Genomic DNA, 23,592 nt, shown 5'->3' with positions numbered 1-23,592 from the left:
TCAGAGCCTAAAATATAATTATGTCCCAGACTCTTATTACTTTTCTCTATAAAACTAATATTTGTAATAAATGTGAACTACAGCATTTGAATATTGCTAATCTAAGATAACGGCCTAATATATCATTAGCCTTTAATCTACTACTAGAATTGATAGGTACATCTACAAATTCCACATGTTCATGGTATACGAGTTTTAACCTACCAGTTTCTAGTCAAGTTTCACCATTCTTAACCACAATCTCTTTCGTTGCTATTTCATCGTCAATTACTGATTGAATCAATAAATACAATAACTTTTCACCTTATAAAATAACCTCATGTATAAGGTCATCTTTACGATTTTTTAATGTATTCACTTAAAATTTCAATTATTCTTTTATGAAGGTAATTTAACTTTAAAAATAGCATAAATTAAAAGTATAACTGATAAAAACTTAACTATTCTACATCTTCTAATGGTAAGCTCATACCTTTCCATCCTTCTAATGCTCCAGCTAATTCATAAGCCTCAAAACCATTTCGATATAATTCTAACAACGCTTGCTTACCTAAAATCGTTCCTCCAGTCCAATCATAAACAACATAAATATTATCTTGAGATAACTCGTTTAAACGATTATTTAAGTCTTTAGCTGGTATCTCTAAAGCACCTTTAATTTTATCTTTTTTCACTTCTTTAGGTGCATTTCTTACGTCTAAAACTGTATATTTATTTGTACCTTTTTCCATATCTTCAAGCACAACATGATGATTAATATATAAGCTTAAAAAAGTTTCTAAAAATTCAATTTTATTCATTTTCTCCATCCTCTTCTATTTTATTTCTTAATTTATTCATCAAATGAAAAAATGTTTCTTTTTCTTGTTCATCAAAATCACTAAATATATTTGACACAAAGTCATAATTATTAGGTAAAAACTCTTTCAACTTTAAATAACCAATTTCAGTCATTTGTACATAACTGGAACGTTTATCATTTGATAAATTAACCCTTCTAATTAAGCCTTGTTTTTCTAACCCTTTAACTAATCCTGTAATTGTTGATTTTTTATTACCTATTTTCTTAGATAAATCTGATGGCGATAAAGTCATATTTTCTTCATAAGAAAGCAACATTAAAATTGAAAACTTAGCTTCTGACAAATCATATTCTTCTATAAACTTGTCATATTTACTTTTCATAATTTTGTAAGCTTTATTAATTTCAAGATATAACATGACAGAAATAATATCTAAGTTTTCATATTCTTTTTTCAGTCCTTCTAATTTTGTATAAGTCGGACTATCTATCAAATAAAATTCGTTCACGTGAACAACCCTTTCTAATATAGTTAGGCGCCTAACCACTTAAAGCGTAACACATCTTTTTATTTTTGAAAAGTATAAATACATTCAATTAGTTCGTGTCTAGATTAGGTTCAAATTCACTTTTCTTAACCACAAACTTTTTATTACTATTTCATCGTCTATACGCAGTCCTCTTTTCGCAGATTCTTTAAACCATATTACTAAATGTAGTGTTGGTTAATACTTGTAGTCTCAATTAATGTCTGCTTTATTCTATTTATCTAATTTCACAATTTTCGAAGCGTGAGAGAAAAATACGTCACTGAATGTATGACTTAGTATTTCATGTCCCCTAAAAACAAAGGAAATTCCATTTTTTCTACTCTTTATATCTAACAGAATGAATTGTTTAAGTAGCTATTTTCAAAAATTAGACATTGTTATTCATAAAAATAGATAATCATTCAAACATACACATTAATTAGATTTCTATGCTTAATCTACCTAATTTTTTAGTAAAGCATCACAAAAATACTAATTTTGACTATTAACTTTAAATAGTATATTAAATATTCAAAAAGTTCTAATAATGCTATAATAAAAATGATATAGAAAGGAGAAGTTAAAAATGGACAATACTAATAAGAAACAAAACTGGTTAAAAGTTCTTTGGGTAGGTATTTTAGCCGGTTTATTGTCAGGAATAGTTAAATTGGGTTGGGAAGTTATGTTCCCACCAAGAACACCAGCTAGAGATGCAACAAATCCGCCTCAAGAACTCTTACAGATATTGGGAATACCTTCAAATGTCACACACCTTACATATAGTTTTTCTGAACATGCATTGCCATTTGTAAGCTTTATTGTTCATTATAGTTTTTCAATTGTAATAGCAATTATTTATATTATTTTAGCTAATAAATATTCTAAGATTACTTTGGGATATGGTGCATTATTTGGAATTATAATTTGGATTGCTTTTCACTTGGTTATTATGCCTATCATGCAAGTTGTCCCAAGTCCTTTTGAACAACCACTCACAGAACATATTTCTGAACTATTTGGTCATGTAGTTTGGATGATGGTTATAGAAATGGTCAGACGATATTTTTTTAAGTTAAAAATAATAAATGCTTAATTTAAGTCATACTATTAAAAATCAAAACCACCCGTCAAACGGGTGGTTTGTTCTGCGGCTATAAGCCCGCTATACCGGCTAGTGTCTATAGGCGCTGGCTTTTTCATTTCATTTCCAATCCAAAATGTGATTGTCACTTTAGCTAGCCTATAAAGAGGTTTCTCTTACATTCAATTTACCTAGTGCTTTATCTTGCATTTCTTGGTTTTGAATATATTTTTTATTTCGCATGCTTTACGTGCTCAACAGACTAAAGTCATTAATAAAAATTGGTTCTATAATAAATCACTAGTTCGATTTATTATAGAACCTAAGTTAATTCAGTTGATTGATGGGCCACCTTTATAAATTCTAATAGAATTATATTTTAAAACTACTTAAACAAAGCATGAAACCAGTTGTTCCCTTATATTTGCATAAATCGTAACGATTAGTCACTTGATATTTACCATAACCCACAACCTTTACGTAGTAATTCATCTCTACTTCAACAAAGAACATATCTCAGCGTAAAAACACCACTTAAAATATTGCTTAGTTACAATTTTGACCTACCTATGTTCTTTCTTTATTTGTGATACTGTTTTCGTATTTTTAATAAATTTATTTTCTAATTCTTCTGAATAAGATATATTTCCATTAAATTGAAAATTTTCTGTAGACCTTATACCTACACTAAAAGATAAATTTTTATCTTTATTTATATAACCGCTAATATCATAGCCATCCATTAGATTTTTTTTGAATTCTGTAAATTCAATGTTTTTGAAATCTTTGACATTGTATTTCATATATAAAGTTATTCTTTCTTTTTGTTCATTATAGTACTTTTGTTCTTTTTCTTTTTGTTCATCATATTTCATTTTTAAATAGACGCCTCCTACGATCAATATTATACTAATTAATATAATAACTGTTAAAAATATTTTTTTATTCAAAAAAATCAATCCTTATTTAATTTTAAATATTTCGTATCAAATTTATTTCTTTCAACTTTTCTTCTAAATTTTAAAAGTGTTTCTCCAATAACTAATGATTGATACGCTTCATACAAATACTTGATAACTTTCTAAATTAATTTATCCACTCAATTCTAGCTTTTGAGATAATTTCAGCATGCAGTTTTATATTATTAAATTTCCTATTAATCCAATAAAAAATATTGTTGTAATTATCCCTGATACTAGAAATGACTAATAATCATTCCAATAAATCCCCACAATCTCAATTGTCCCTTTCTTTACATTTATTCTTTTAGAATAACCGTTAAATTTTGTAATTTGAATTATAATTTTTTAATTAATAATTAATTTTCTTAAAAGTGATAATACTATTTTTATATAAAAATAGATAAACAATAGCAAAGATTATTTAAAATGTTATAAAAAAAATAACATTTATAAAGATAATTATGTATTATTTGGTACGTTCTTCAAAGCCTACAGTGAATCTACTATTTTAAGACATTCTCATGCTTCTATGTTAGTCAATCATGGTGCATGCATTATGATAATAGCACAACGTTTAGGTCATGCAGATTGTTATGAAGTATATAATAGATACGGACATTTGTACCCTAGTACACAGAAAGAAATAATTAAATATTTATGGAGGCTAAATTATGATAATGTTTAACTGGAAAATTATTAACAAATCAAATTACGAAATAACATGCGATAACTTAGATAAAGATATAATTATTGTCGACAAAACAAATAATAAACATCTTACGTATTTTAATTATAATGATAAAAAAGAGATTTATACCAAGTTTGACGATGTTCATAAAGTAGTTGCACAAATTAATGCTATAAATAAAACAATCACGATTTATAATAATATTACGTCCTAATTTATAGGGCTTTTTTATGCGCTGGGTCAATATAGACGCACTCAAAAAAGCCCACAACCACAGTGGTTGCAGGCTATATAATGGAGACGGCGGGATTCGAACCCGCGTCCAGAGGTCCTGATACAAATCTTTCTACGTGTGTAGTCTATATTTCAGTTTCACACAATGAAAGGTCATAGACAACCAACGTTGTGCTAGCTTGATTGGTATTCTTCTAAACAGACTTCAAACGGCAGTGTTTAGCATATCCTATTCAGGTTGAATCGCGTTAACAGCACATAGGAAATGCTGTTAGGCGATGCAGAGTGCGCTTAGGCAGCTACTGCGAAATTATTGTTTGATTTGCCAGTTATTATAAACTGAATGTGTTGATGACGAAGACAACCCTCCGACACGCTTAATAAGCTCGGGGGACCCCTGTCGAATCCAAGAACGTCCCCGTAATGAATAATAAACAAGCATTAATTATCATATCAAAATCAGCCCGATTAAGCAATGACGTTGCTTAATAACGGGCTTTCATCGCACGATCTACATCGCATTTCATCGCTTTTTCTTTCAACGCTTGACGCTTATCGTATTTTTTCTTACCTCTTGCTACGCCAAGCAGTACTTTACAATGACCGTGTTTTAAATACAGTTTAAGCGGAATGATTGAGTATCCTACTTCTCTTGTACGCTCGCCTAGTTTGATAATTTCTCGTTTGTGTAATAAGAGTTTTCTAGAGCGTAATGGATCATGATTAAAGCGATTTCCTTCTTCATATGGTGCGATGTGCATATTGTTTAAATAGATTTCTCCACGTTTTACTTGGGCATAGCTATCTTTTAAGTTAGCACTGCCACGACGTATCGATTTTATTTCGGTTCCTTGTAAGACGATGCCCGCTTCTATGGTATCTTCAATGTTGTAGTCGTGTCGTGCTTTACGATTTTCAGCTAATGTCCCTGGTGATTTCTTTTTAGCCACTGGTTATCACCTCTTTGTTGCTTATTTTTTCTTTCTTCGTGACTTTTTCTTCACACTTTTATCTTTGTAAAATGGTTTGTGATTTGTTTGGCCATTTTTTTCTTTTTTGCGTGCATTTTTACCTTTGCGCTGTTTTGACTTCTTAGATTTTTTGCGACGTTGCCCATCGTTTTTTGATTTATCTAAAGCTTTGCCGCGTGTTTTAGCTTGAATGGTTTTACCTCTCGCTGGACGTTGACTACTACTTTGAGATATTGGCATACCGACAATTTGGAAGTCTATCATGCGTTCGTCTACATCTACGTGGGACACTTTAACTTTGACGGTATCTCCAATTCTAAATACTTTTGCTAAGCGCTCACCAATCAATGCCATTTGACGTTCTTCAAAATGATAATAATCGTCTGTCATATTGGAAATATGGACCATGCCTTCAATTGTATTTGGTAATTCGACAAACATGCCAAAGTTGGCTACAGAACTAATAATACCTTCGAATTGATCACCAATATGTTGAATCATATACTCTGCTTTTTTAAGCTCATCGGTATCACGTTCTGCATCTATCGCACGACGCTCACGTTGAGATGTGTGTTCAGCAATTTCTGGTAATTTTTCTGCCCAATAGTGTTGTGTCCTACTGTCCATGCTATGCTCAATTAAATATTTGCGAATCAAGCGATGGACGGTTAAATCTGGATACCGACGTATTGGTGAAGTAAAGTGTGTATAATATTCTGCCGATAAGCCAAAGTGTCCAAGGTTTACATCGTCGTAATGCGCTTGTTGCATTGAACGTAACATCATTGTTGAGATGACCATTTGTTCTGGTCGTCCTTCTACTTCTGCTTGGATAGATTGTAGTGTAGCTGGATGAATATCTTCACCTGTACCTTTTATCATTATGCCAAAGTTCGTTATAAAGTCAAAAAACTGTCTTAGTCTTTCGGATTTTGGCTGTTCGTGTACACGATAGATAAATGGTACGTCTAAGTTACTAAAATGCTCTGCTACGGTTTCATTGGCTGCCAACATAAACGATTCTATTAGCCGTTCACCATCACCGCGTTGTCGTGTGACGACATCTGTTGGAATGCCTTCACTATTCACTAATACTTTCGCTTCGCTGATGTCAAAGTCGATTTCTCCTCGACGACGACGCATTTGAATCAAGCGTTGTGATAAGTCTTGCGCTAAATCGAGCATAGGTGTGAGGGCTTCATATTGTTGACGGACTTCTGGGTCTTTTTCAGTAATAATCTGATTTACAGCATCATATGTCATGCGATAGTCTGAATGTATCACACTATCAAAGATGTCATGATTAACGACTTCACCACGTGCATTAATTTCCATACGGCAGCTTAATGTCAATCGGTCAACGTCTGGATTTAATGAACAAATACCGTTACTTAAACGGTGTGGAATCATAGGTATGACGCGGTCAACTAAATAGACACTTGTCCCACGATTGTAAGCTTCCTTATCTAGCTGAGAATCTTCAGTAACGTAGTAGCTGACATCTGCAATGCTAACGGTAAGTTCGGTGTTTCCATTTTTTAATGCTTTAACACTAATGGCATCGTCAAGATCTTTTGCATCTGCACCATCAATCGTAATCGTTAATTCATCACGTAAATCTGTACGACCTTCAATTTCAGATGGAGAAATCTCATCTGGAACAGCTTCTGCTTCTTTCAAGACTGCATCTGGAAATTCAATTTCTATGCCATGTTGATAAATAATAGACAAGATATCAACGCCTGGATCATTTTTATGACCAAGTATAGCGGATACTTGTCCCTCTGGATTATCATGTCCATCCGCATACTTAGTAATTTGTACGAGTACTTTATGACCATCTATAGCACCTAGACTTTGCCCTTTTGGTATAAAAATATCTTGCATAATTCGTTTGTCATCAGGAATGACAAAACCAAAATGTCTAGCTTCACTATATGTTCCCACAACTTGTGTGACCGAATGCTTTTCAATGGATTTCACTTCACCTTCAATTTTCCCTTTATGGTCACCTTTAGATTGTTTTACTTCAACAATCACTGTATCACCATCTAAGGCTCTGTTTATTTTTGTCGGTGGAATAAAAATATCTTCCATATCATCATTTTCAGGTCGAAGAAAGCCAAATCCTTTTTTGTTTTGACTCAATGTTCCTTTAATCAATTTTGAGCCTAATGACTTTCCTTGTTTTCGCTGATATCTATCTGTTTTTGTACGTTCAACTAACCCCGATTGTTCTAGTTCAACAAGCACCTTTATTAAATCTCTAAATGAGTCGGCACTATTAAGACCTAAAGCATCTTGGAAATCTGACACAGACATCGGTTCGTAATCTGGTTGCTTAACGATTGCTTCAATGGATTGCTTTAAATTCATCATGCCCCTCCTTTCTATATTCATTTCTATTGTTTATTCCTTACTCTGACCATTCTAACGTATTTAAAAAGTCATTAATGTCATCAAAAACTTGTTCTTTTTCTTTATCAATCGTAATGACGTGACCTGAATTGGCATACCATTTAATGTCTTTTTGTTCTGAATCAACATGGTCATATATATAATTGGCTGATTGAGGATCAATCATCTCATCATGTTCTGCTTGTATAACCAAAATGGGATCCAGCACCTCTTCGACAACATCTCGAACTTCACTTAATGTCGCACTTAGCTCTTTTAATGTCTCAGTTGGGTGAAAGTTTTCCATTTCTTGATCAATCGTTGCTTGATCTTTTCCTTCATATTTTTTGAAGTTGCGTGCATATTCAAGGAAACCATCGTATATTGTTCCTTCAGTCTTACCTTCCATAGGAGCACACATCGTTACAATACCCTTTACATCTCGATTTAAGCTTAATTTTAGTGCAAAAACACCGCCTAGAGATAATCCAGCAACGACAATATCGTCATAGCCTTTTTCTTTAAGAAAATCATAACCATCTAATGCATCTTTAAACCAGACATGTGGGCTTGATTTTAAAATTTCTTCTGGCGGCGCCGCATGACCTTCATATTGAGGCGCGTAAGAGGTAATTCCCTTTTTCTGTAAATAACGCCCTAGTTGTCTTACATCTGAAGAATTTCCTGTGAAACCATGAAGCAGTAAGACAGCACGAGGGCCTTCTTCAAAAAAGAATGGTTGGGGTAGTTTAATTTGCATAACAACATCTCTCCTATTTCTAAACATAACTATTTTATATTATTACATGTCTTTAAAGGCGACATTATTTTCCTATTTATTGTGTACTTTAACAGTCACATACACTTATTATAATTAAAAAAGCCCGACATTTATATCGTCGGACCTTATAATTGGAAATAACTTATGCCAATCAATATGATAAAGAATATGATTGCTAAAATAATTGTTAATCTATGCAAAAATAAATCGATGCCACGTTGTTTTTGCTTACCAAATAACTGTTCTGCGCCACCACTAATAGCACCTGAAAGTCCATTACTTTTACCTTCTTGGAGTAATACAACAGTTACTAATGCAATACAATCAATGATTAATAGTGCGATTAAAAATGTATGCATGAAAATTATCCTCCATTCATTATATACGAACTGAATTATATCACAGAACGCTTGTTTATATCAAATCTACTAACGATTAAATGTACTTTTACGTTTAATCGAGATAACGAGCATATACAATGCTAGTGCTAAAGAACCAATAATTACTATAAGAATTGGTAATGCATACATGAATGAATGTGCTGTAGTGATGCCTTTTATCACTAGTGAAATATTGATTAAGGTAAAAATGGCATTTGACACGAAAACGGCAAACATAAACCACCATAAGTACATATGTCTATTCCAAAATGCAATTACACCTGCTAAATAAGCTAAAATATACATAATCCCCGTATATCTAAAGCCATTTAATAAATTATGTGCGACAGCATCTGATGTTTTCTGACCTGCAAAAGCAAGTAGCGCTTTAGCTGTAGCCATATCCAATGCGACAAAATTATGGAACACTAATAAGACGCTGAACACAAGTGAACTGATTGCAATTAAGTTGCCTGTCCGCTTTTCTCTTACTTGAGTTTGTTTTTCCATCATGTAACTCCTTTTAATCAATTCAAATCTTATTATATCAGTTTCACTACTATGATAACATTACCGTTCCAGCTTTTTATATAAAAAATAGAACAGGATAGAAAGCGAGATATCCTTCATTATGAATTCGTAGTCCTGCTCCAGCAAGGTTGAAAAGGATTGAAAAAGCTTGGTATCAGCGCATTTTCAATCCAGTCAATTACTGCCAATATATAGTTATGAGCCTGGAACAAAAATGATGTTCCAGACTCATAATTATTAGCGTGAACTTTTATTGCATTTTTTGATAATTATTTTTTTGAAACGTCTAAATTGTAGAATGATTTTAAACCATCAAATTTTGCAGTTTCATATAATTCATCTTCAATGCGTAATAATTGGTTGTATTTAGCAATGCGGTCAGTTCTAGATAATGAACCTGTTTTAATTTGACCAGCATTTGTAGCTACTGCGATGTCAGCAATTGTAGTATCTTCTGTTTCACCAGAACGGTGTGATACAACTGCAGTGTAGCCTGCTTTTTGTGCCATTTCAATCGCATCAAATGTTTCTGTTAATGTACCGATTTGGTTAACTTTAATTAAGATAGAGTTACCAATTCCTTCTTCAATACCTCTAGAAAGGATTTCAGTGTTTGTAACAAATAGGTCGTCACCAACTAATTGTACTTTATCACCAATGCGGTCAGTTAATTGTTTCCAACCTTCCCAGTCATTTTCATCCATACCATCTTCAATCGTAATGATAGGGTATTTACCAATTAATTCTTCTAAGTAGTCAACTTGCTCAGCTGCGCTACGTTTAGCACCATGTTCACCTTCGAATTTAGTGTAATCATATACACCATTTTCATAGAATTCTGATGATGCACAGTCAAATCCTAAGAATACATCTTCGCCTGGTTTGTAACCTGCTTTTTCGATGGCTTTAATAATTGTTTCAACAGCATCTTCAGTACCGTCAAATTTAGGTGCAAATCCACCTTCATCACCAACAGCAGTTTCTAAACCACGTTCGCTTAAGATTGATTTTAAGTTGTGGAAGATTTCTGCGCCCCAACGTAACGCTTCTTTAAATGATTCAGCACCTACTGGTAAAATCATAAATTCTTGGAATGCGATTGGTGCATCAGAGTGAGAACCACCATTAACGATGTTCATCATTGGAACTGGTAATTGTTTACCATTAAATCCACCTAAATATTTATATAAAGGTTGACCTAATAATTCAGCAGCTGCACGTGCAACAGCGATAGAAACACCTAAAATTGCGTTTGCACCTAATTTACCTTTGTTTGGCGTACCATCTAATTGAATCATCATTTTATCGATAGATACTTGATCTAATACTGAAAATTCACCTTCAATGATTTCTGGTGCGATAATTTCGTTAACATTTTCAACAGCTTTAGTAACACCTTTACCACCATAACGTGATTTATCACCATCACGTAATTCAACGGCTTCGTGTTCACCAGTAGAAGCACCTGATGGCACTAATGCACGGCCAAACGCGCCGCTTTCAGTTAATACTTCAACTTCAACTGTTGGGTTACCACGTGAGTCTAAGACTTCGCGAGCATAAACATCTGTAATAATTGGCATGTTCAAAAACTCCTTTTACTTTAATCTAAAGCTATTATAGCTTGATTTGAATAATTAATAAAATAATTTCATATATTAGCAGACAAGCTGCATGTCATCATTGCGCATCAATGATTTCACCATTAAACAATGTTTTTAGTCATGTTTAATGAGTGATTCGCCTGTCATTTCTTCTGGTTGCGTTACATTCAATAAATCTAACAATGTTGGCGCTAAATCACCAAGACGGCCAGTTTTCCGTAATTCTACGCCTTCTTTAGTGACGATTACTGGAACTGGGTTTGTGGTATGTGTCGTCATCGGTTGATCATCATCCGTTAATACTTCATCTGAGTTACCATGATCAGCTGTAATAATGGCATAGCCGTTCATTTCTAAGATTTTATCAACGACTTCACCTAAACAATCATCTACCGCTTCAATTGCTTTGATTGTTGGCGCTAACATACCACTATGTCCAACCATATCGGGATTAGCAAAGTTTAAGATAATTAAATCTAAATCGCCTTTATCCAACTCTTCAAGTAAAGCATCTTTAACTTCATAAGCACTCATTTCAGGTTTCAAGTCATATGTTGCTACTTTTGGAGAATCGATTAAACGACGACGTTCACCTTCAAATTCTTCATTTCTACCACCACTCATGAAATAAGTGACGTGTGGATACTTTTCTGTTTCGGCAATACGCAATTGCTTTAATTGGTTATCTTGAGCTACTTGACCAATTGTATTAGTTAAATCAACCTTTTCAAAGACAATTTCAGCATCAATGTGATCATTATATTTCGTGAATGTGGCATAGAATAAATCTTTGACTTGTTCTACTTTAAAGCCACCAAAAGCTTTGTTTGTAAATATTTCTGATAATTGAGCTGCACGGTCTGGACGGAAGTTAAAGAAAATTACCGCATCGCCATCATTGACTCCTTCATTTTGACCTTCAATAATAAATGGTTCTACAAATTCATCGGTTAAATCTTTAGCATAGTTAGCTTCTACACCTTCTTCGGCTGAAGCAAATTGGGGTCCTTCAAAAGCACGTATTGCGTTATATGCTTTTTGCTCACGATCCCAACGTTTGTCTCTATCCATAGCATAATAGCGACCTGAAACAGAGGCGAACTGTCCAATACCTAGTTCTTTAAATTTATCTTCGGTTTCAGCAATATATTTTAATGCTGATTTTTGATCTACGTCACGACCATCTAAGAACGCATGGACATAAACTTTGTCTATGCCACGTTGTTTTGCTAACTCTAATAATGCAAATAGGTGTTTATAGTGACTATGCACACCGCCATCAGAGAGCAAGCCAAAAACATGTAAAGTAGATTGATGATCTTTGACATGTTGAATCGCATTGTTCAAGACATCATTATCAAAGAAGTCTCCTTCTTCAATCGCTTTATTAATACGCGTTAAACTTTGATACACGATTCTTCCTGCACCAATATTCATATGCCCGACTTCGGAATTACCCATTTGGCCTGGAGGTAAACCTACATCTAGACCACTTGCTTCAATTTGCGTTGTAGGATACTTATTATAATATCTATCGAAATTAGGTTTGTTGGCTTGCTTAACAGCATTACCGTGTTCTTCCTCACGATTTGCAAAGCCATCTAAAATAATTAATGCAGTAGGTTGTTTCGCCATTATTATTTTGCACCTTCTAACAATTGAACGAAATCTTCCACTTTAAGAGATGCGCCACCGACTAAAGCGCCATCAATATCTGGTTGTGCCATGTATTCTTTTACGTTGTTTGGTTTAACGCTACCACCGTATTGAATGCGTGTTGCGTCTGCTACATCTTGGCTAGAAACTTCAGCTAATGTGCGTCGTACTTGTGCACACATTTCATTCGCATCATCAGATGTTGCAGATTTACCAGTACCAATTGCCCAAATTGGTTCATAAGCAATTACAACTTCTTTAAGTTGTGCATCAGTTAAGCCAGCAACAGCTTTTTTAACTTGATTACTTACAATATCGTTTGCTTTGCCATTTTCACGTTCTTCATCCGTTTCACCTACACAAATAATTGGTGTCATGTGATGGTTAAAGACTGCATGTGCTTTTTTATTTACATCTTCATCTGTTTCATGGAATAATTCACGACGTTCAGAGTGTCCGATAACCACGTATTTAACGCCTAAATCAGCTAATGCTACAGGAGATGTTTCACCTGTATAAGCACCATTATCCTCAAAATAAGTATTTTGAGCACCGATTTTAAGGCCTGTTGCTTTACCTTCTTTTACTAACGTAATCAAAGCATCAAGTTGAATTGTTGGTGCACAGATTACTGACTCTACTTCTTTTTCATCTGGTAAAGTTGGCAAATTATTTACAAAATCTTTTGCTTCTTGAACTGTTTTATTCATTTTCCAGTTGCCAGCAATAATTGGTTTTCTCATTAATAACACTCCTATTGTTTAAATTCTAAAGGTTAAAGGCGCATGACTTAAACTAATAACTCAGTACATGGAATAAGCCACCGCACTTTATATGTTAGCCAATAAATCAATTTCTGACGACAATTTTATTTATTATTAATTGCTTTGATACCTGGTAGTTCTTTACCTTCAAGATATTCTAATGAAGCACCGCCACCAGTAGAGATATGTGTAAAGTCATCAGCAAATCCTAATGAAATTGCAGCTGCAGCTGAATCTCCACCACCAATAATTGTAATGGCATCGTCTAATGCTGCAATTGATTTACAAACGCCAATGGTACCTTGAGCAAAATTACTGAATTCGAAGACACCCATTGGTCCATTCCAAACTACTGTATGTGCACCTTGTAATTCTTTGTTGAACAATTCAACCGTTTTTGGTCCAACATCTAATGCTTCCTGGTCAGCTGGAATTTGATCAATAGCTACTTCAGTAATTGCTGCATCATTAGAGAATTCTGCAGCTACCTTTGCATCAACTGGTAAAATAATTTGATCTCCATTAGACGCCAATAATTCTTTGGCGAAATCAATTTTATCTTCTTCTAATAATGATTTTCCTATTTCGTGACCTTGCGCTTTAATAAATGTATATGCCATACCACCACCGATAAGAATTTTATCAGCAATGTTGACTAAGTTTTTAATAACACCGATTTTATCTGAAACTTTAGCACCACCAAGAATGGCTACAACAGGTTTATGAGGGTCATTTACAACGCCACCAATGAATTTAATTTCTTTTTCCATTAAATAACCTGCTGCTGTTTCTAAGTGAGTAGAAATTCCTACATTTGAAGCATGCTCACGGTGTGCTGTACCGAATGCATCATTTACGAATACATCTCCTAATGAAGCCCAATATTTACCTAATTCAGGATCGTTCTTAGATTCTTTTTTGCCATCTAAGTCTTCAAAACGCGTATTTTCTACTAATAATACGTCGCCTTCTTTTAAATTTTTAATAGCTGATTCTAATTTTTCACCGCGAGTTTCAGGTACAAATATAACTTCTTGTCCCAATTTTTCTGATAAAGCTTCGGCAACGGGTTTTAATGTTAATCCAGCTTTATCACTCTCTTGTTTTACTTTTCCTAAATGAGAGAATAAAACTAATTTGCCACCTTGCTCAATGATGTATTTAATTGTCGGTAAAGCTTGAACAATTCGGTTGTCGTTTGTAATTTTTCCATCTTTAAGTGGAACGTTAAAGTCTGCGCGTTCTAGAACTGTTTTACCTTTTAAATCTAAATCAGAAACAATTTTCTTTGCCATTATAATTTCCTCCTTTTACTAGGAACACTCATATAAAAATAAGCGGAGAAGCGTTTGTGCTCCCCGCTTACTCATAAGCTTATCTTTATTATTTATCAGTACAGAGCACTCGTCAAATAACTATGCTACAAATTATTTAGATAATTGAGCTAAATATTCTAAAGTACGTACTAATTGTGCAGTATAAGACATTTCATTGTCATACCAAGCTGCAACTTTAACTAATTGACGGCCACCAACTGACATTACACGAGTTTGTGTTGCATCAAATAATGAACCGTAAGTCATACCAACTACGTCAGAAGAAACAATTTCATCTTCATTGTAACCGAATGATTCGTTAGAAGCTTTTTTCATCGCTTCGTTTACTTGTTCTACTGTTACATCTTGTTTTTCTAATACTACAGTTAATTCAGTTAATGAACCTGTAGCTACAGGTACACGTTGCGCACCACCGTCTAATTTACCATCGATTTCAGGAATAACTTTACCGATTGCTTTAGCAGCACCAGTTGAGTTAGGTACGATGTTTTGTGCAGCTGCACGAGCACGACGTTTGTCACCTTTTCTGTGTGGGCCATCTTGAGTCATTTGGTCACCAGTGTATGCATGGATAGTTGTCATTAAACCTTCTACTAAACCAAATTCATCGCTGATTACTTTAGCTACTGGTGCTAAAGAGTTAGTTGTACATGAAGCACCTGATACAACTGTTTCTGAACCGTCTAAGTCACTATGGTTAGTGTTGTAAACGATAGTTTTAACGTCACCTTTAGCTGGCGCAGAGATTAATACTTTTTTAGCACCTGCATGAATGTGTGCTTCTGCTTTTTCTTTATCTGTATAGAATCCAGTACATTCTAATACCACGTCAACACCTAGGTCACCCCATGGTAATTTGCTTGCGTCTGGTTCTTCAAATGATTTAACTTCTTTACCATTTACACGGAAACCACCATCAACAACTTCAACTTCGCTAGTGAAGCGACCTTGCATAGTGTCATATTTTAATAAATGCGCTAACATATCATCATCTGTTAAGTCGTTTACTGCTACTACCTCGATGCCTTCTACGTCTTGAATTCTTCTAAATGCTAAACGACCGATTCTACCAAATCCATTGATTGCTACTTTAACTGCCATAAATAATGGCCTCCTTTAAAATGATATTTAAAAAGTCAAATAACTTTTTATTCCTTATTTAATATTACCTTTGCGGCTTCCTCATCTGTGATAAGGACTGTGTTGTCTGGCGCAATACTGAGATAAGCTTTAATAGCTTGCCCTTTCGATTTGCCACCAGCTACTGCAAATATAAATTCCTTTGATTCTAGGTCTTCGAGTTGTAGTCCAATTGTTTTAACTTTATGCACTACTTGACCATAAGCATCAAAATAATAACCAAATGCCTCGGCTACGGCATGGTGATGTTGAAGTTTTTCAACAACCTCTTTAGAGGAATGACGTCTATGCGCCATTTTCAGCGCATCACCGATACCGTGTATTGTAATATTTGCTTGCTTAATTTTGTCTAATGTATGAATGACAGACGGTTCCATCATCAACGTATTATAAGTTGTTTCGCTCACATTATCTGGCACATACAATGAAGTGTAATAACCACCTGTTTGTTGTGCCATGCTTGCTGAAATGGTGTTTGCTTGATAGACCATATTTTCTCCTAGGCCCCCACGCGCTGGAACGAAGAAGACATTGAAAGGTAGTAAATGCATCGCTTCACTGACACGAGCCATTGTGGATCCGCCAGTAACAGATACAATTGCATCTTCATAAAGTATACCTTCAAGTAACTGTCCAGCTTGTCTACCCATTTCTGCTTTTACCGTTTCGGTAGTGTCACAATTACCCGGTATAACATGAACTTCTTTCAAATTATAAATCTCTCTAATTTGCTGTGCCATCTGATGATCATCTGAATAAACATTAAAATAATCATTGAGATATTCAACAACCATTTTACCTTCTTCAGTAATTTCCATACCTGTTGTCTTAACTCGTATCAGTTCTTGCTTTTTTAACATATCCGTTTCAGCTCTCAATACACGTTCTGTCATGTCCATGTATTCACTTAAACTACGTCGACCTACAGGTTGGTTTTTAGAGATAGTAGTTAAGATAGAAAACCGACGATACATTTTATCAACAAGGTCAGGTATGAGCTTTTGTTGAACTTTCATCAAGTCTTTCACTACTACCTTCCTCCTCTTTTTATAAAAAAGGTAATGAGTAGAAATTATAACTAGGTTTGACGTTTATAGTCCCACGCGGGACAAAATCTAACCTTTCTACACTGCAATAGTACTATGTGATGTTTAAAAATGCAAGACATTTGACCGACTTTTTTAAATTTAATTGCAAAAAATTATCAATAGTCTGACTATTAAACGACTTTCCTTTTAATACTTGTATTTTCTTACCCTGATACACCAATGATAATCGTCTACGTACGAGATGTAAGCTATAAATTTTGTGCCTAAAATGCTTCATAGATAAAAAATCATCAAACTAGTCACTTATATGAGTAGCTTGATGATTTTATCTTTATTGCGCTTTAGATGTTGATTGTGATGTGTTCGATTGGTGACTGTTACGCTGTTTATTTTGTTGTCCATTTTGATTTGAAGAAGGTTGCTGTGCTGATGGTTTATTTGAGCGTTGTTGACCTGAAGATTCTCTCGTTGGCGTCTTATTGTCGTTTCGCGAATTGCTTTCTTTAGACTTTTCTTGCGTAGCTGGTTCTTTAGTCTTGTCAGGCTGATTATTTTCTTCGGTAGACGGCTCTTTAGTATTTTTCTCTTGTGTATTCCGTTCCTCAGTGGAAGGTTTTCTTGGCTTTTGTTGTGTCGCTGGTGGCTGTTGCGTTGTCTGAGGTGTTTGTTGCGTTTGTGGAACTTGTTGCTGCGTTTGTTGTGTTTCTTGCGTCGGTTGCTTTTTCTTTTGCTCATTCGTTTTATTGTCTTTTTTCTTTGAATCTTCTTTCTTTTCCTCAGTTGACTGTTTGTTAAGTCTTTCATTGGCACGATTAGAATGGTCTACAAATGAAAAGACTGCAAAAACTAATCCACCTAAAAGCAATAATACTGTTATGATACTTATCACTTTTGCGCCTGTGCCCATACGTTTCTTATCTGAATCTTCATAATCATTGAACTGTTTATTTTCCTTAGACAATAGGCTCCCTCACTTCTCTATATTTGAGTATAATAATTTACTATTATGATGGTACATTTTACATCAATATGTCATTAAAAGATATTCATACACAACTCACTTTTTTATTATCATTTATATGATAACATTTTCAGTTCTTGGGAACATTAATTTAATTATTAAGATTTCCTTACATCCCTCTAATTTTAGTTAAATAATTGAAAAAATCAGCTATCATATTGTAACTTTGAAACATAAAAGTTGATATTATGCGTGGGATGATAAAGAATGATATTAATAGGTATTGTTAGCATATCTGTTGTTAGTGGTTTTACAATTATATAGTAAAATAGACCCATACGCTTATCGCATGGGTCACTACTAAAGGGAGTCAAAATTTACCTTCGAGGGTATAATATGGGGTATACTCATACTAATTAAGAGATGTCTAATTAATTATCGAAGGTACGCTTTTATTATAACTTATTCAAAATGATTTAAAACCATTTATAAAGAAAGTAAATGACATATTAATGACTAACTATTGTATAAAGTTTGAACAATTATAATGACTATTAATAATAGTTCTTAAAAGAAAAAAATTATAGAGGTGACTTGCATGAAACATTATTTAATCACTGGTGGTACCGGCATGGTAGGACACCATCTTGTGGATCGTATTTTACAACGTGAATCAGCACAAATCACCATTCTCACGCGTAGCGATAAAGTCAGTCAAAATAATCATATTACCTATGTTAACTGGTCTAAAGACGGGTGGGAGCAAGAAATTGGTCATATTGATGTTGTTATAAATTTAGCAGGCGCTACCTTAAATAAACGCTGGACTGATAGCTATAAACAACTCATTATGACTAGTCGTATCCAATCTACTCAAGCATTAGTGTCATTATTTGAACAGCGCTCAGATAAACCTGAAGTGTTATTTAATGCAAGTGCAATGGGTTATTATCCACCTGATATCAATCGTTCTTATACTGAGTTATATCAAACGTCACCTTTTGATTTTCTATCTGATGTTGTATATCAATGGGAACGTTTTGCCAAGAAATTTGAACAATTCGGAACGCGTGTGATTTTAGGAAGATTCAGCATGATTTTATCTGATGATGGTGGTGCACTACAAACGATGGAATTACCTTATAAATTTTTCGTTGGTGGAAAATTAGGCTCTGGATTCCAATGGTATTCATGGATTCATATTGATGACCTAGTACGTGCTATTCTTTTCACTATTGATGAACCAGATGCAGCAGGCCCATTTAATTTTGCAGCACCTATCGCCGAACGTCAAAATTTATTTGGCTATACTTTAGGACGCGCCATGCATCGACCACACGAAACATGGGTGCCAGCATTCGTGTTACGTACTGTACTTGGTGAAATGTCAACCGTTGTATTAGATACACAAAAGGTGTTACCAAATAAACTCGAAGCGCTAGGTTTCCAATTTAGCTATCCTCATTTAAAATCAGCATTAGATGATTTAGTTCAATAAATATTTAAAAGGAAGCAGAACAAAATTCATTTTCAATTCAGTCACCTAATGTCAATATAGGCTGAACAAGCTGGGACATAAATCATAAAATATTAGCACAAAGATGGTTTGACATAAATCATCTTTGTGCTTCTTCTATATTCAATACTTCGTCATGTTGGTTCTTTTGTGTGGTCTTATTGTTACTTAATATATTAATAATGAAGAAGGCGATCTCTACTAAATTTCAATAGAAATCGCCTTCTTCTACTTGTCTGAGACATTGATGTCTCAAGCAATTTTTGCTCTGTTGAATTGTATATATTATTTGTCTTCTGGTTCCATGACTTCATCAATTAAGCCATACGCTTTCGCTTCTTCAGCAGTTAAGAAATTATCACGATCTGTATCTTTTTGAATTTGTTCAATAGATTGACCAGTACGTTCAGCTAAAATACGATTTAATTTTTCACGTGTTTTTAAAATATGGTTTGCTGCGATTTCAATTTCAGTTGCTTGACCTTGAGCACCACCTAGTGGTTGGTGAATCATTACTTCAGCATTTGGTAATGCAAAACGTTTACCTTTAGCGCCAGCAGCTAATAAGAATGACCCCATTGATGCTGCCATACCAATACAAATCGTTTGTACGTCTGGTTTGATATGTTGAATTGTATCATAAATTGCAAAACCAGCTGTTACACTTCCACCTGGTGAATTGATATATAAATAAATATCTTTTTCAGAATCTTGTGCTTGTAAAAACAATAATTGTGATACAATTGAATTCGCAACGTTATCATCAATTGCTGATCCTAACATGATAATACGGTCTTTTAATAAACGTGAATAGATGTCATAGGCACGTTCTCCACGGTTTGTTGTTTCAATTACTGTAGGAATTAAATTCATTCATATTGCCTCCTTATAATAACTAGTAATGTTAGTTTACCTTAAAAGTCAAAAATGGTCAAAAAAGACGCTTTATTAATTTATCTTATTGACGTTTGGTTCTACATTTTGTAAACTAGATTCGCTCACTAAACTAGATTGTACTGTTAAACACGCAATGAGTACAGCGTTTTGATTATATTTTATTTACCCCTCGTAGTGTAATGGATAACACTTAAGATTCCGGTTCTTACAATAGAGGTTCGATTCCTCTCGAGGGGGCTACATATTAAAACACCCGAATGGTTTAATCAATCTCAAACCATTCGGGTGTTTTCTATGTGTTATATAAATCATGATTAAATACTGTATGAAACTATTATAAATCGATTTTTTCTCCGCTTCTGATTTTATCTGCTAATTCATTTAATTTGCGTAATCGATGGTTAACACCAGATTTAGAAATGGCTCCTGTCGATAACATTTCACCTAATTCTTTTAATGAAATCTCTTGATGCTCAACACGTAGCTTAGCTATTTCACGTAAACGGTCTGGTAGATTATCTAATCCAATCTCTTGGTCGATAAGCCGAATGCTTTCAACTTGCTTCATTGCAGCACTTACAGTCTTATTTAAATTCGCCGTTTCACAATTTACCAAACGATTTACTGAATTTCTCATGTCGCGCACGATTCGTACATCTTCAAATTTTAATAAAGCCTGGTAACCACCAATAAGACTTAAGAAATCTGATATTTTTTCTGCTTCCTTCAGATAAGCAATACTTCCCTTTTTACGTTCTAAATGTTTCGCATTTAGCTCATAGTGGTTCATTAATTTTACTAAGCCTTCTGAATGATCTTCATACTGTGAAAATATTTCTAAATGGTATGAAGAGGTCTCGGGATTATTTACCGATCCCCCCGCTAAGAATGCGCCGCGTAAATAACTACGTCTCATTTCATCATCTTGAATAATTTCTTTATCAATATCATAGGTAAAGATCCCATTTTTCAATATTCCAAGAGCATCTAATATTTCTTTTGCCTGCACTTTTGTCCGACAAATATATATATTATTTTTCTTTAATTTCATCTTTTTACGTACTAAGATTTCTACCTCAACATCAAACACACGTTTAATTAATGAATAAATACGACGTGCTGTTGCTGCATTTTCAGTTTGCACATTAATGACGAATTGCTGATTAGAAAGACTAAGCGCACCGTTCATTCGAATCAATGCACTAAGTTCTGCTTTCGCATTTAAATCGTCAACTTCAATTCGTGTTAATTCATTTTTCATTTCAGAAGCAAAACTCATGTTACCTTCACCTTTCTAATCGCGTCATTGTCAACTACTAACAGTCTAATCGTTAGATTTTGATTGATGCCGTGTTGGTTTAAACGGTATTGTACTTGTTAAATCTAGTGCTATATCATATATTAATTTGGCTAACACTTCGTTGTTGTGCCTTACCCGATAATCTTTAGACACTTCGATTAAGTTGGAAGCTGTAATTACCTTTAATCCTTTAGCTGTTAACATGTCATAATGGGCTGCTACAGGTTCAGCATTCTGTTTCTTATAATGTGCTAGCACTGCTTCATCATATAATTGCGTGTTACATATCACATATTTGATAAAATCTTTACCTGCATGCTTATGTATCGCATTAATATGGTCTAACACATCATAACCATTGGTTTCACCTGGTTGCGTCATTACATTTGCTACATATAACTTTGGTGCGTCGGTATCAAATAGTGCTTTCTGGATGCCGTTGACACATAAATTTGATATGACGCTTGTATAGAGTGAACCTGGTCCTAGAACGATTAAATCGGCCTCTTTTATGGCTTGTACTGCTTCATCCATTGGTTTTACATCGCTTGGCTCTAAATAGACCCGTTCAATTTGTTTATTGCGTTTTGGTATGCTGGACTCACCAGAAACAATTTCTCCATCTTTAAAAACGGCATTTAATTTAACGCTCGTATTAGTTGATGGGATAACTTTACCTTTGATGTTTAATATTTTACTCAGTTCTTTTACTGCGTGACCAAAATCATTTTCTATATTTGTCAGTGCTGCCAATAATAAATTGCCTAACGAATGGCCGCCAATTTGATTAGCTTCAAAGCGATATTGAAATAAATCTTGTATGATAGGTTCAGCGTCACTTAATGCTGCGATGACATTGCGAATATCTCCTGGTGCCGGAATATCCATTTCATTACGTATTACGCCTGTACTACCACCATCATCTGCCACCGTCACAATTGCAGTAATATCTATTGGATAGTTTCTAAGTCCTCTTGCTAATACGGATAGTCCTGTGCCACCACCGATAAGCACAATTTTTAGCTTTTTCATTTATTCACGCCACTTTCAATATGCGCATCTCTATGATGAACATATACATTATAGTCAAAAATTTCATCGAGCTTTTCTCCGATGCGTCGCGCAAGTGCTACAGAACGATGTTGACCGCCTGTACACCCGATTGCAATCACTAATTGAGATTTACCCTCTTTTTTATAACCTGGAATCATAAATTTTAATAAATCCATTAGTTTATCAAAGAAAATTTCAGTTTCTTTCCATTTCATAACATAATTATATACAGGTTCATCTTCACCAGTCATCGGTCTTAAGTCTTCAACATAGTACGGATTTGGCAAAAAACGTACATCAAATACTAAGTCGGCGTCTTTTTGAATGCCATGTTTAAATCCAAAGCTAGTAACATTGATACTAAATGATTTAAATGTTTCATCTTTAAAATACTTATTAACACGTGTTCTTAATTCTTTCGGTTTCATCGTTGTTGTGTCTACTATATAATTAGCAATTGTGCGTATTCTTGAAAGCAGTTGGCGCTCTTCTTCAATCGCATCAATTAACGATACTTCTCCTTTTACATTCAACGGATGGGCACGTCTTGATTCTTTATAGCGTGAAATAAGCTTTTCTGTACTCGCTTCTAAAAACATAACATCAACAATAACGTCATTGCGACTTTTTATGTTATCAATTTCTTGTACGAGTGAGGTGAATAGTTCTTTCCCACGTAAATCAATAGCTATGGCTACTTTATGCAATGAAGGGTTGCCTTGTTCCATAAGCTCTACAAATTTTGGCAATAATATTGGCGGCAAATTGTCCACACAAAAAAAGCCAATATCCTCCAAGCTTTGAATAACGAGTGATTTACCGGCCCCAGATAGACCAGTTACAACGAGTAATTCACTTTTACTTATTTCCCTTTCTGATTGAGTCATATCAGAATCACCACCATAACTTTTTATTCCAACTTATTTTTATATGCTTTAATCATAACGTATAGCTT

Annotated in this window: 22 protein-coding genes, 1 other RNA gene and 1 pseudogene; 4 read left to right on the top strand and 20 right to left on the bottom strand. The window is 34.2% G+C overall.

Annotated elements, in window-relative coordinates:
- Window positions 1–440: 440 nt before the first annotated feature.
- Complete coding sequence (locus HMPREF3267_RS09485) at window positions 441–800, bottom strand: rhodanese-like domain-containing protein (protein WP_002479319.1); 360 nt, start codon at window positions 798–800, stop codon at window positions 441–443.
- On the bottom strand, window positions 793–1,311 hold the full coding sequence (locus tag HMPREF3267_RS09480; RefSeq protein ID WP_002492753.1) for a MarR family winged helix-turn-helix transcriptional regulator: 519 nt from the start codon (window positions 1,309–1,311) through the stop codon (window positions 793–795). Before HMPREF3267_RS09480 ends, HMPREF3267_RS09485 begins: the two co-directional genes overlap by 8 nt.
- Window positions 1,312–1,918: 607 nt before the next feature.
- Here HMPREF3267_RS09480 and HMPREF3267_RS09475 point away from each other — a divergent pair.
- A complete protein-coding gene (locus tag HMPREF3267_RS09475) occupies window positions 1,919–2,428 on the top strand; it encodes a YagU family protein (RefSeq protein WP_062078691.1) in 510 nt (169 codons plus the stop codon).
- A 551-nt stretch (window positions 2,429–2,979) separates the two neighbouring features.
- On the opposite strand, the gene HMPREF3267_RS09470 is transcribed toward HMPREF3267_RS09475, so the two are convergent.
- Window positions 2,980–3,366 carry a DUF1433 domain-containing protein gene (locus HMPREF3267_RS09470; RefSeq protein WP_172952954.1) on the bottom strand — a complete coding sequence of 129 codons (387 nt, stop codon included), beginning with the start codon at window positions 3,364–3,366 and terminating at the stop codon, window positions 2,980–2,982.
- Window positions 3,367–3,778: 412 nt separating this feature from the next.
- Here HMPREF3267_RS09470 and HMPREF3267_RS09465 point away from each other — a divergent pair.
- Together HMPREF3267_RS09465 and HMPREF3267_RS09460 are read left to right on the top strand one after the other, a co-directional pair.
- A pseudogene (locus HMPREF3267_RS09465) lies at window positions 3,779–4,063 on the top strand (tyrosine-type recombinase/integrase); the annotation flags it as partial.
- Entirely contained in the window at window positions 4,050–4,280 is a 231-nt protein-coding gene (locus tag HMPREF3267_RS09460; protein WP_062078685.1) for a hypothetical protein, read from the top strand. The pseudogene HMPREF3267_RS09465 and the gene HMPREF3267_RS09460, both read left to right, overlap by 14 nt.
- Window positions 4,281–4,358: 78 nt before the next feature.
- Here HMPREF3267_RS09460 and ssrA read toward each other — a convergent pair.
- From ssrA to HMPREF3267_RS09395, 13 genes are all read right to left on the bottom strand, one after another.
- Window positions 4,359–4,720, bottom strand: a transfer-messenger RNA (tmRNA) gene (gene ssrA / locus HMPREF3267_RS09455).
- A gap of 65 nt (window positions 4,721–4,785) precedes the next feature.
- On the bottom strand, window positions 4,786–5,250 hold the full coding sequence (gene smpB / locus HMPREF3267_RS09450) for an SsrA-binding protein SmpB (protein ID WP_062078683.1): 465 nt from the start codon (window positions 5,248–5,250) through the stop codon (window positions 4,786–4,788).
- A gap of 21 nt (window positions 5,251–5,271) precedes the next feature.
- Entirely contained in the window at window positions 5,272–7,647 is a 2,376-nt protein-coding gene (gene rnr / locus HMPREF3267_RS09445; RefSeq protein ID WP_062078681.1) for a ribonuclease R, read from the bottom strand.
- Window positions 7,648–7,687: 40 nt separating this feature from the next.
- Window positions 7,688–8,428: an alpha/beta hydrolase gene (locus tag HMPREF3267_RS09440; RefSeq protein WP_002479324.1), complete on the bottom strand. Its 741-nt coding sequence runs from the start codon at window positions 8,426–8,428 to the stop codon at window positions 7,688–7,690.
- 146 nt (window positions 8,429–8,574) lie between these two features.
- Window positions 8,575–8,808 (bottom strand): preprotein translocase subunit SecG, encoded by a 234-nt coding sequence (gene secG / locus HMPREF3267_RS09435; RefSeq protein ID WP_002459689.1) that lies wholly within the window; start codon window positions 8,806–8,808, stop codon window positions 8,575–8,577.
- A 69-nt stretch (window positions 8,809–8,877) separates the two neighbouring features.
- Window positions 8,878–9,339, bottom strand: coding sequence for a hypothetical protein (locus HMPREF3267_RS09430; protein ID WP_062078679.1), 462 nt, complete (start codon window positions 9,337–9,339; stop codon window positions 8,878–8,880).
- Window positions 9,340–9,629: 290 nt separating this feature from the next.
- Entirely contained in the window at window positions 9,630–10,943 is a 1,314-nt protein-coding gene (gene eno / locus HMPREF3267_RS09425; protein WP_002459691.1) for a surface-displayed alpha-enolase, read from the bottom strand.
- A 135-nt stretch (window positions 10,944–11,078) separates the two neighbouring features.
- Window positions 11,079–12,599 (bottom strand): 2,3-bisphosphoglycerate-independent phosphoglycerate mutase, encoded by a 1,521-nt coding sequence (gene gpmI, locus HMPREF3267_RS09420; RefSeq protein ID WP_002492744.1) that lies wholly within the window; start codon window positions 12,597–12,599, stop codon window positions 11,079–11,081.
- Between the two features lie 2 nt (window positions 12,600–12,601).
- Window positions 12,602–13,363, bottom strand: coding sequence for a triose-phosphate isomerase (gene tpiA / locus HMPREF3267_RS09415; protein ID WP_002459693.1), 762 nt, complete (start codon window positions 13,361–13,363; stop codon window positions 12,602–12,604).
- Between the two features lie 125 nt (window positions 13,364–13,488).
- Entirely contained in the window at window positions 13,489–14,679 is a 1,191-nt protein-coding gene (gene pgk, locus HMPREF3267_RS09410) for a phosphoglycerate kinase (RefSeq protein ID WP_002459694.1), read from the bottom strand.
- Between the two features lie 132 nt (window positions 14,680–14,811).
- Window positions 14,812–15,822: a type I glyceraldehyde-3-phosphate dehydrogenase gene (gene gap / locus HMPREF3267_RS09405; protein ID WP_002459695.1), complete on the bottom strand. Its 1,011-nt coding sequence runs from the start codon at window positions 15,820–15,822 to the stop codon at window positions 14,812–14,814.
- Between the two features lie 47 nt (window positions 15,823–15,869).
- The gene (locus tag HMPREF3267_RS09400) at window positions 15,870–16,889 is read right to left on the bottom strand and encodes a sugar-binding transcriptional regulator (protein WP_002479327.1); all 1,020 of its coding nucleotides are present in this window, start codon (window positions 16,887–16,889) and stop codon (window positions 15,870–15,872) included.
- Between the two features lie 352 nt (window positions 16,890–17,241).
- On the bottom strand, window positions 17,242–17,871 hold the full coding sequence (locus tag HMPREF3267_RS09395) for a DUF4887 domain-containing protein (protein WP_062078677.1): 630 nt from the start codon (window positions 17,869–17,871) through the stop codon (window positions 17,242–17,244).
- A gap of 598 nt (window positions 17,872–18,469) precedes the next feature.
- On the opposite strand from HMPREF3267_RS09395, the gene HMPREF3267_RS09390 reads away from it, so the two are divergent.
- The gene (locus tag HMPREF3267_RS09390) at window positions 18,470–19,369 is read left to right on the top strand and encodes a TIGR01777 family oxidoreductase (RefSeq protein WP_002479329.1); all 900 of its coding nucleotides are present in this window, start codon (window positions 18,470–18,472) and stop codon (window positions 19,367–19,369) included.
- A gap of 303 nt (window positions 19,370–19,672) precedes the next feature.
- Here HMPREF3267_RS09390 and clpP read toward each other — a convergent pair whose 3' ends face one another.
- From clpP to rapZ, 4 genes are all read right to left on the bottom strand, one after another.
- A complete protein-coding gene (gene clpP, locus HMPREF3267_RS09385) occupies window positions 19,673–20,260 on the bottom strand; it encodes an ATP-dependent Clp endopeptidase proteolytic subunit ClpP (RefSeq protein ID WP_002459699.1) in 588 nt (195 codons plus the stop codon).
- Between the two features lie 358 nt (window positions 20,261–20,618).
- Window positions 20,619–21,563 carry a DNA-binding protein WhiA gene (gene whiA, locus HMPREF3267_RS09375; RefSeq protein WP_062078675.1) on the bottom strand — a complete coding sequence of 315 codons (945 nt, stop codon included), beginning with the start codon at window positions 21,561–21,563 and terminating at the stop codon, window positions 20,619–20,621.
- A 45-nt stretch (window positions 21,564–21,608) separates the two neighbouring features.
- Window positions 21,609–22,616, bottom strand: a complete 1,008-nt coding sequence (yvcK, locus tag HMPREF3267_RS09370; RefSeq protein WP_002459701.1) for a gluconeogenesis factor YvcK family protein — start codon at window positions 22,614–22,616, stop codon at window positions 21,609–21,611.
- Window positions 22,613–23,524, bottom strand: a complete 912-nt coding sequence (rapZ, locus tag HMPREF3267_RS09365) for an RNase adapter RapZ (RefSeq protein ID WP_002459702.1) — start codon at window positions 23,522–23,524, stop codon at window positions 22,613–22,615. The genes yvcK and rapZ overlap by 4 nt, the downstream gene beginning before the upstream one ends.
- Window positions 23,525–23,592: the final 68 nt, after the last annotated feature.

Source organism: Staphylococcus sp. HMSC62D11, from assembly GCF_001839145.1.
GTDB classification, from domain to species: Bacteria; Bacillota; Bacilli; order Staphylococcales; family Staphylococcaceae; genus Staphylococcus; species Staphylococcus lugdunensis.
The sequence above is the reverse complement of the archived record's forward strand: the minus strand, read 5'-3'. Positions and strand labels throughout refer to the sequence as shown.

Coding starts and splice junctions, on each gene's coding strand:
- HMPREF3267_RS09485 (WP_002479319.1), bottom strand. CDS start 800: ATGAATAAAATTGAATTTTTAGAAACTTTTTTAAGCTTATATATTAAT.
- HMPREF3267_RS09475 (WP_062078691.1), top strand. CDS start 1,919: ATGGACAATACTAATAAGAAACAAAACTGGTTAAAAGTTCTTTGGGTA.
- HMPREF3267_RS09460 (WP_062078685.1), top strand. CDS start 4,050: ATGATAATGTTTAACTGGAAAATTATTAACAAATCAAATTACGAAATA.
- rnr (WP_062078681.1), bottom strand. CDS start 7,647: ATGAATTTAAAGCAATCCATTGAAGCAATCGTTAAGCAACCAGATTAC.
- HMPREF3267_RS09440 (WP_002479324.1), bottom strand. CDS start 8,428: ATGCAAATTAAACTACCCCAACCATTCTTTTTTGAAGAAGGCCCTCGT.
- secG (WP_002459689.1), bottom strand. CDS start 8,808: ATGCATACATTTTTAATCGCACTATTAATCATTGATTGTATTGCATTA.
- HMPREF3267_RS09430 (WP_062078679.1), bottom strand. CDS start 9,339: ATGGAAAAACAAACTCAAGTAAGAGAAAAGCGGACAGGCAACTTAATT.
- eno (WP_002459691.1), bottom strand. CDS start 10,943: ATGCCAATTATTACAGATGTTTATGCTCGCGAAGTCTTAGACTCACGT.
- gpmI (WP_002492744.1), bottom strand. CDS start 12,599: ATGGCGAAACAACCTACTGCATTAATTATTTTAGATGGCTTTGCAAAT.
- tpiA (WP_002459693.1), bottom strand. CDS start 13,363: ATGAGAAAACCAATTATTGCTGGCAACTGGAAAATGAATAAAACAGTT.
- pgk (WP_002459694.1), bottom strand. CDS start 14,679: ATGGCAAAGAAAATTGTTTCTGATTTAGATTTAAAAGGTAAAACAGTT.
- gap (WP_002459695.1), bottom strand. CDS start 15,822: ATGGCAGTTAAAGTAGCAATCAATGGATTTGGTAGAATCGGTCGTTTA.
- HMPREF3267_RS09390 (WP_002479329.1), top strand. CDS start 18,470: ATGAAACATTATTTAATCACTGGTGGTACCGGCATGGTAGGACACCAT.
- clpP (WP_002459699.1), bottom strand. CDS start 20,260: ATGAATTTAATTCCTACAGTAATTGAAACAACAAACCGTGGAGAACGT.
- whiA (WP_062078675.1), bottom strand. CDS start 21,563: ATGAGTTTTGCTTCTGAAATGAAAAATGAATTAACACGAATTGAAGTT.
- yvcK (WP_002459701.1), bottom strand. CDS start 22,616: ATGAAAAAGCTAAAAATTGTGCTTATCGGTGGTGGCACAGGACTATCC.
- rapZ (WP_002459702.1), bottom strand. CDS start 23,524: ATGACTCAATCAGAAAGGGAAATAAGTAAAAGTGAATTACTCGTTGTA.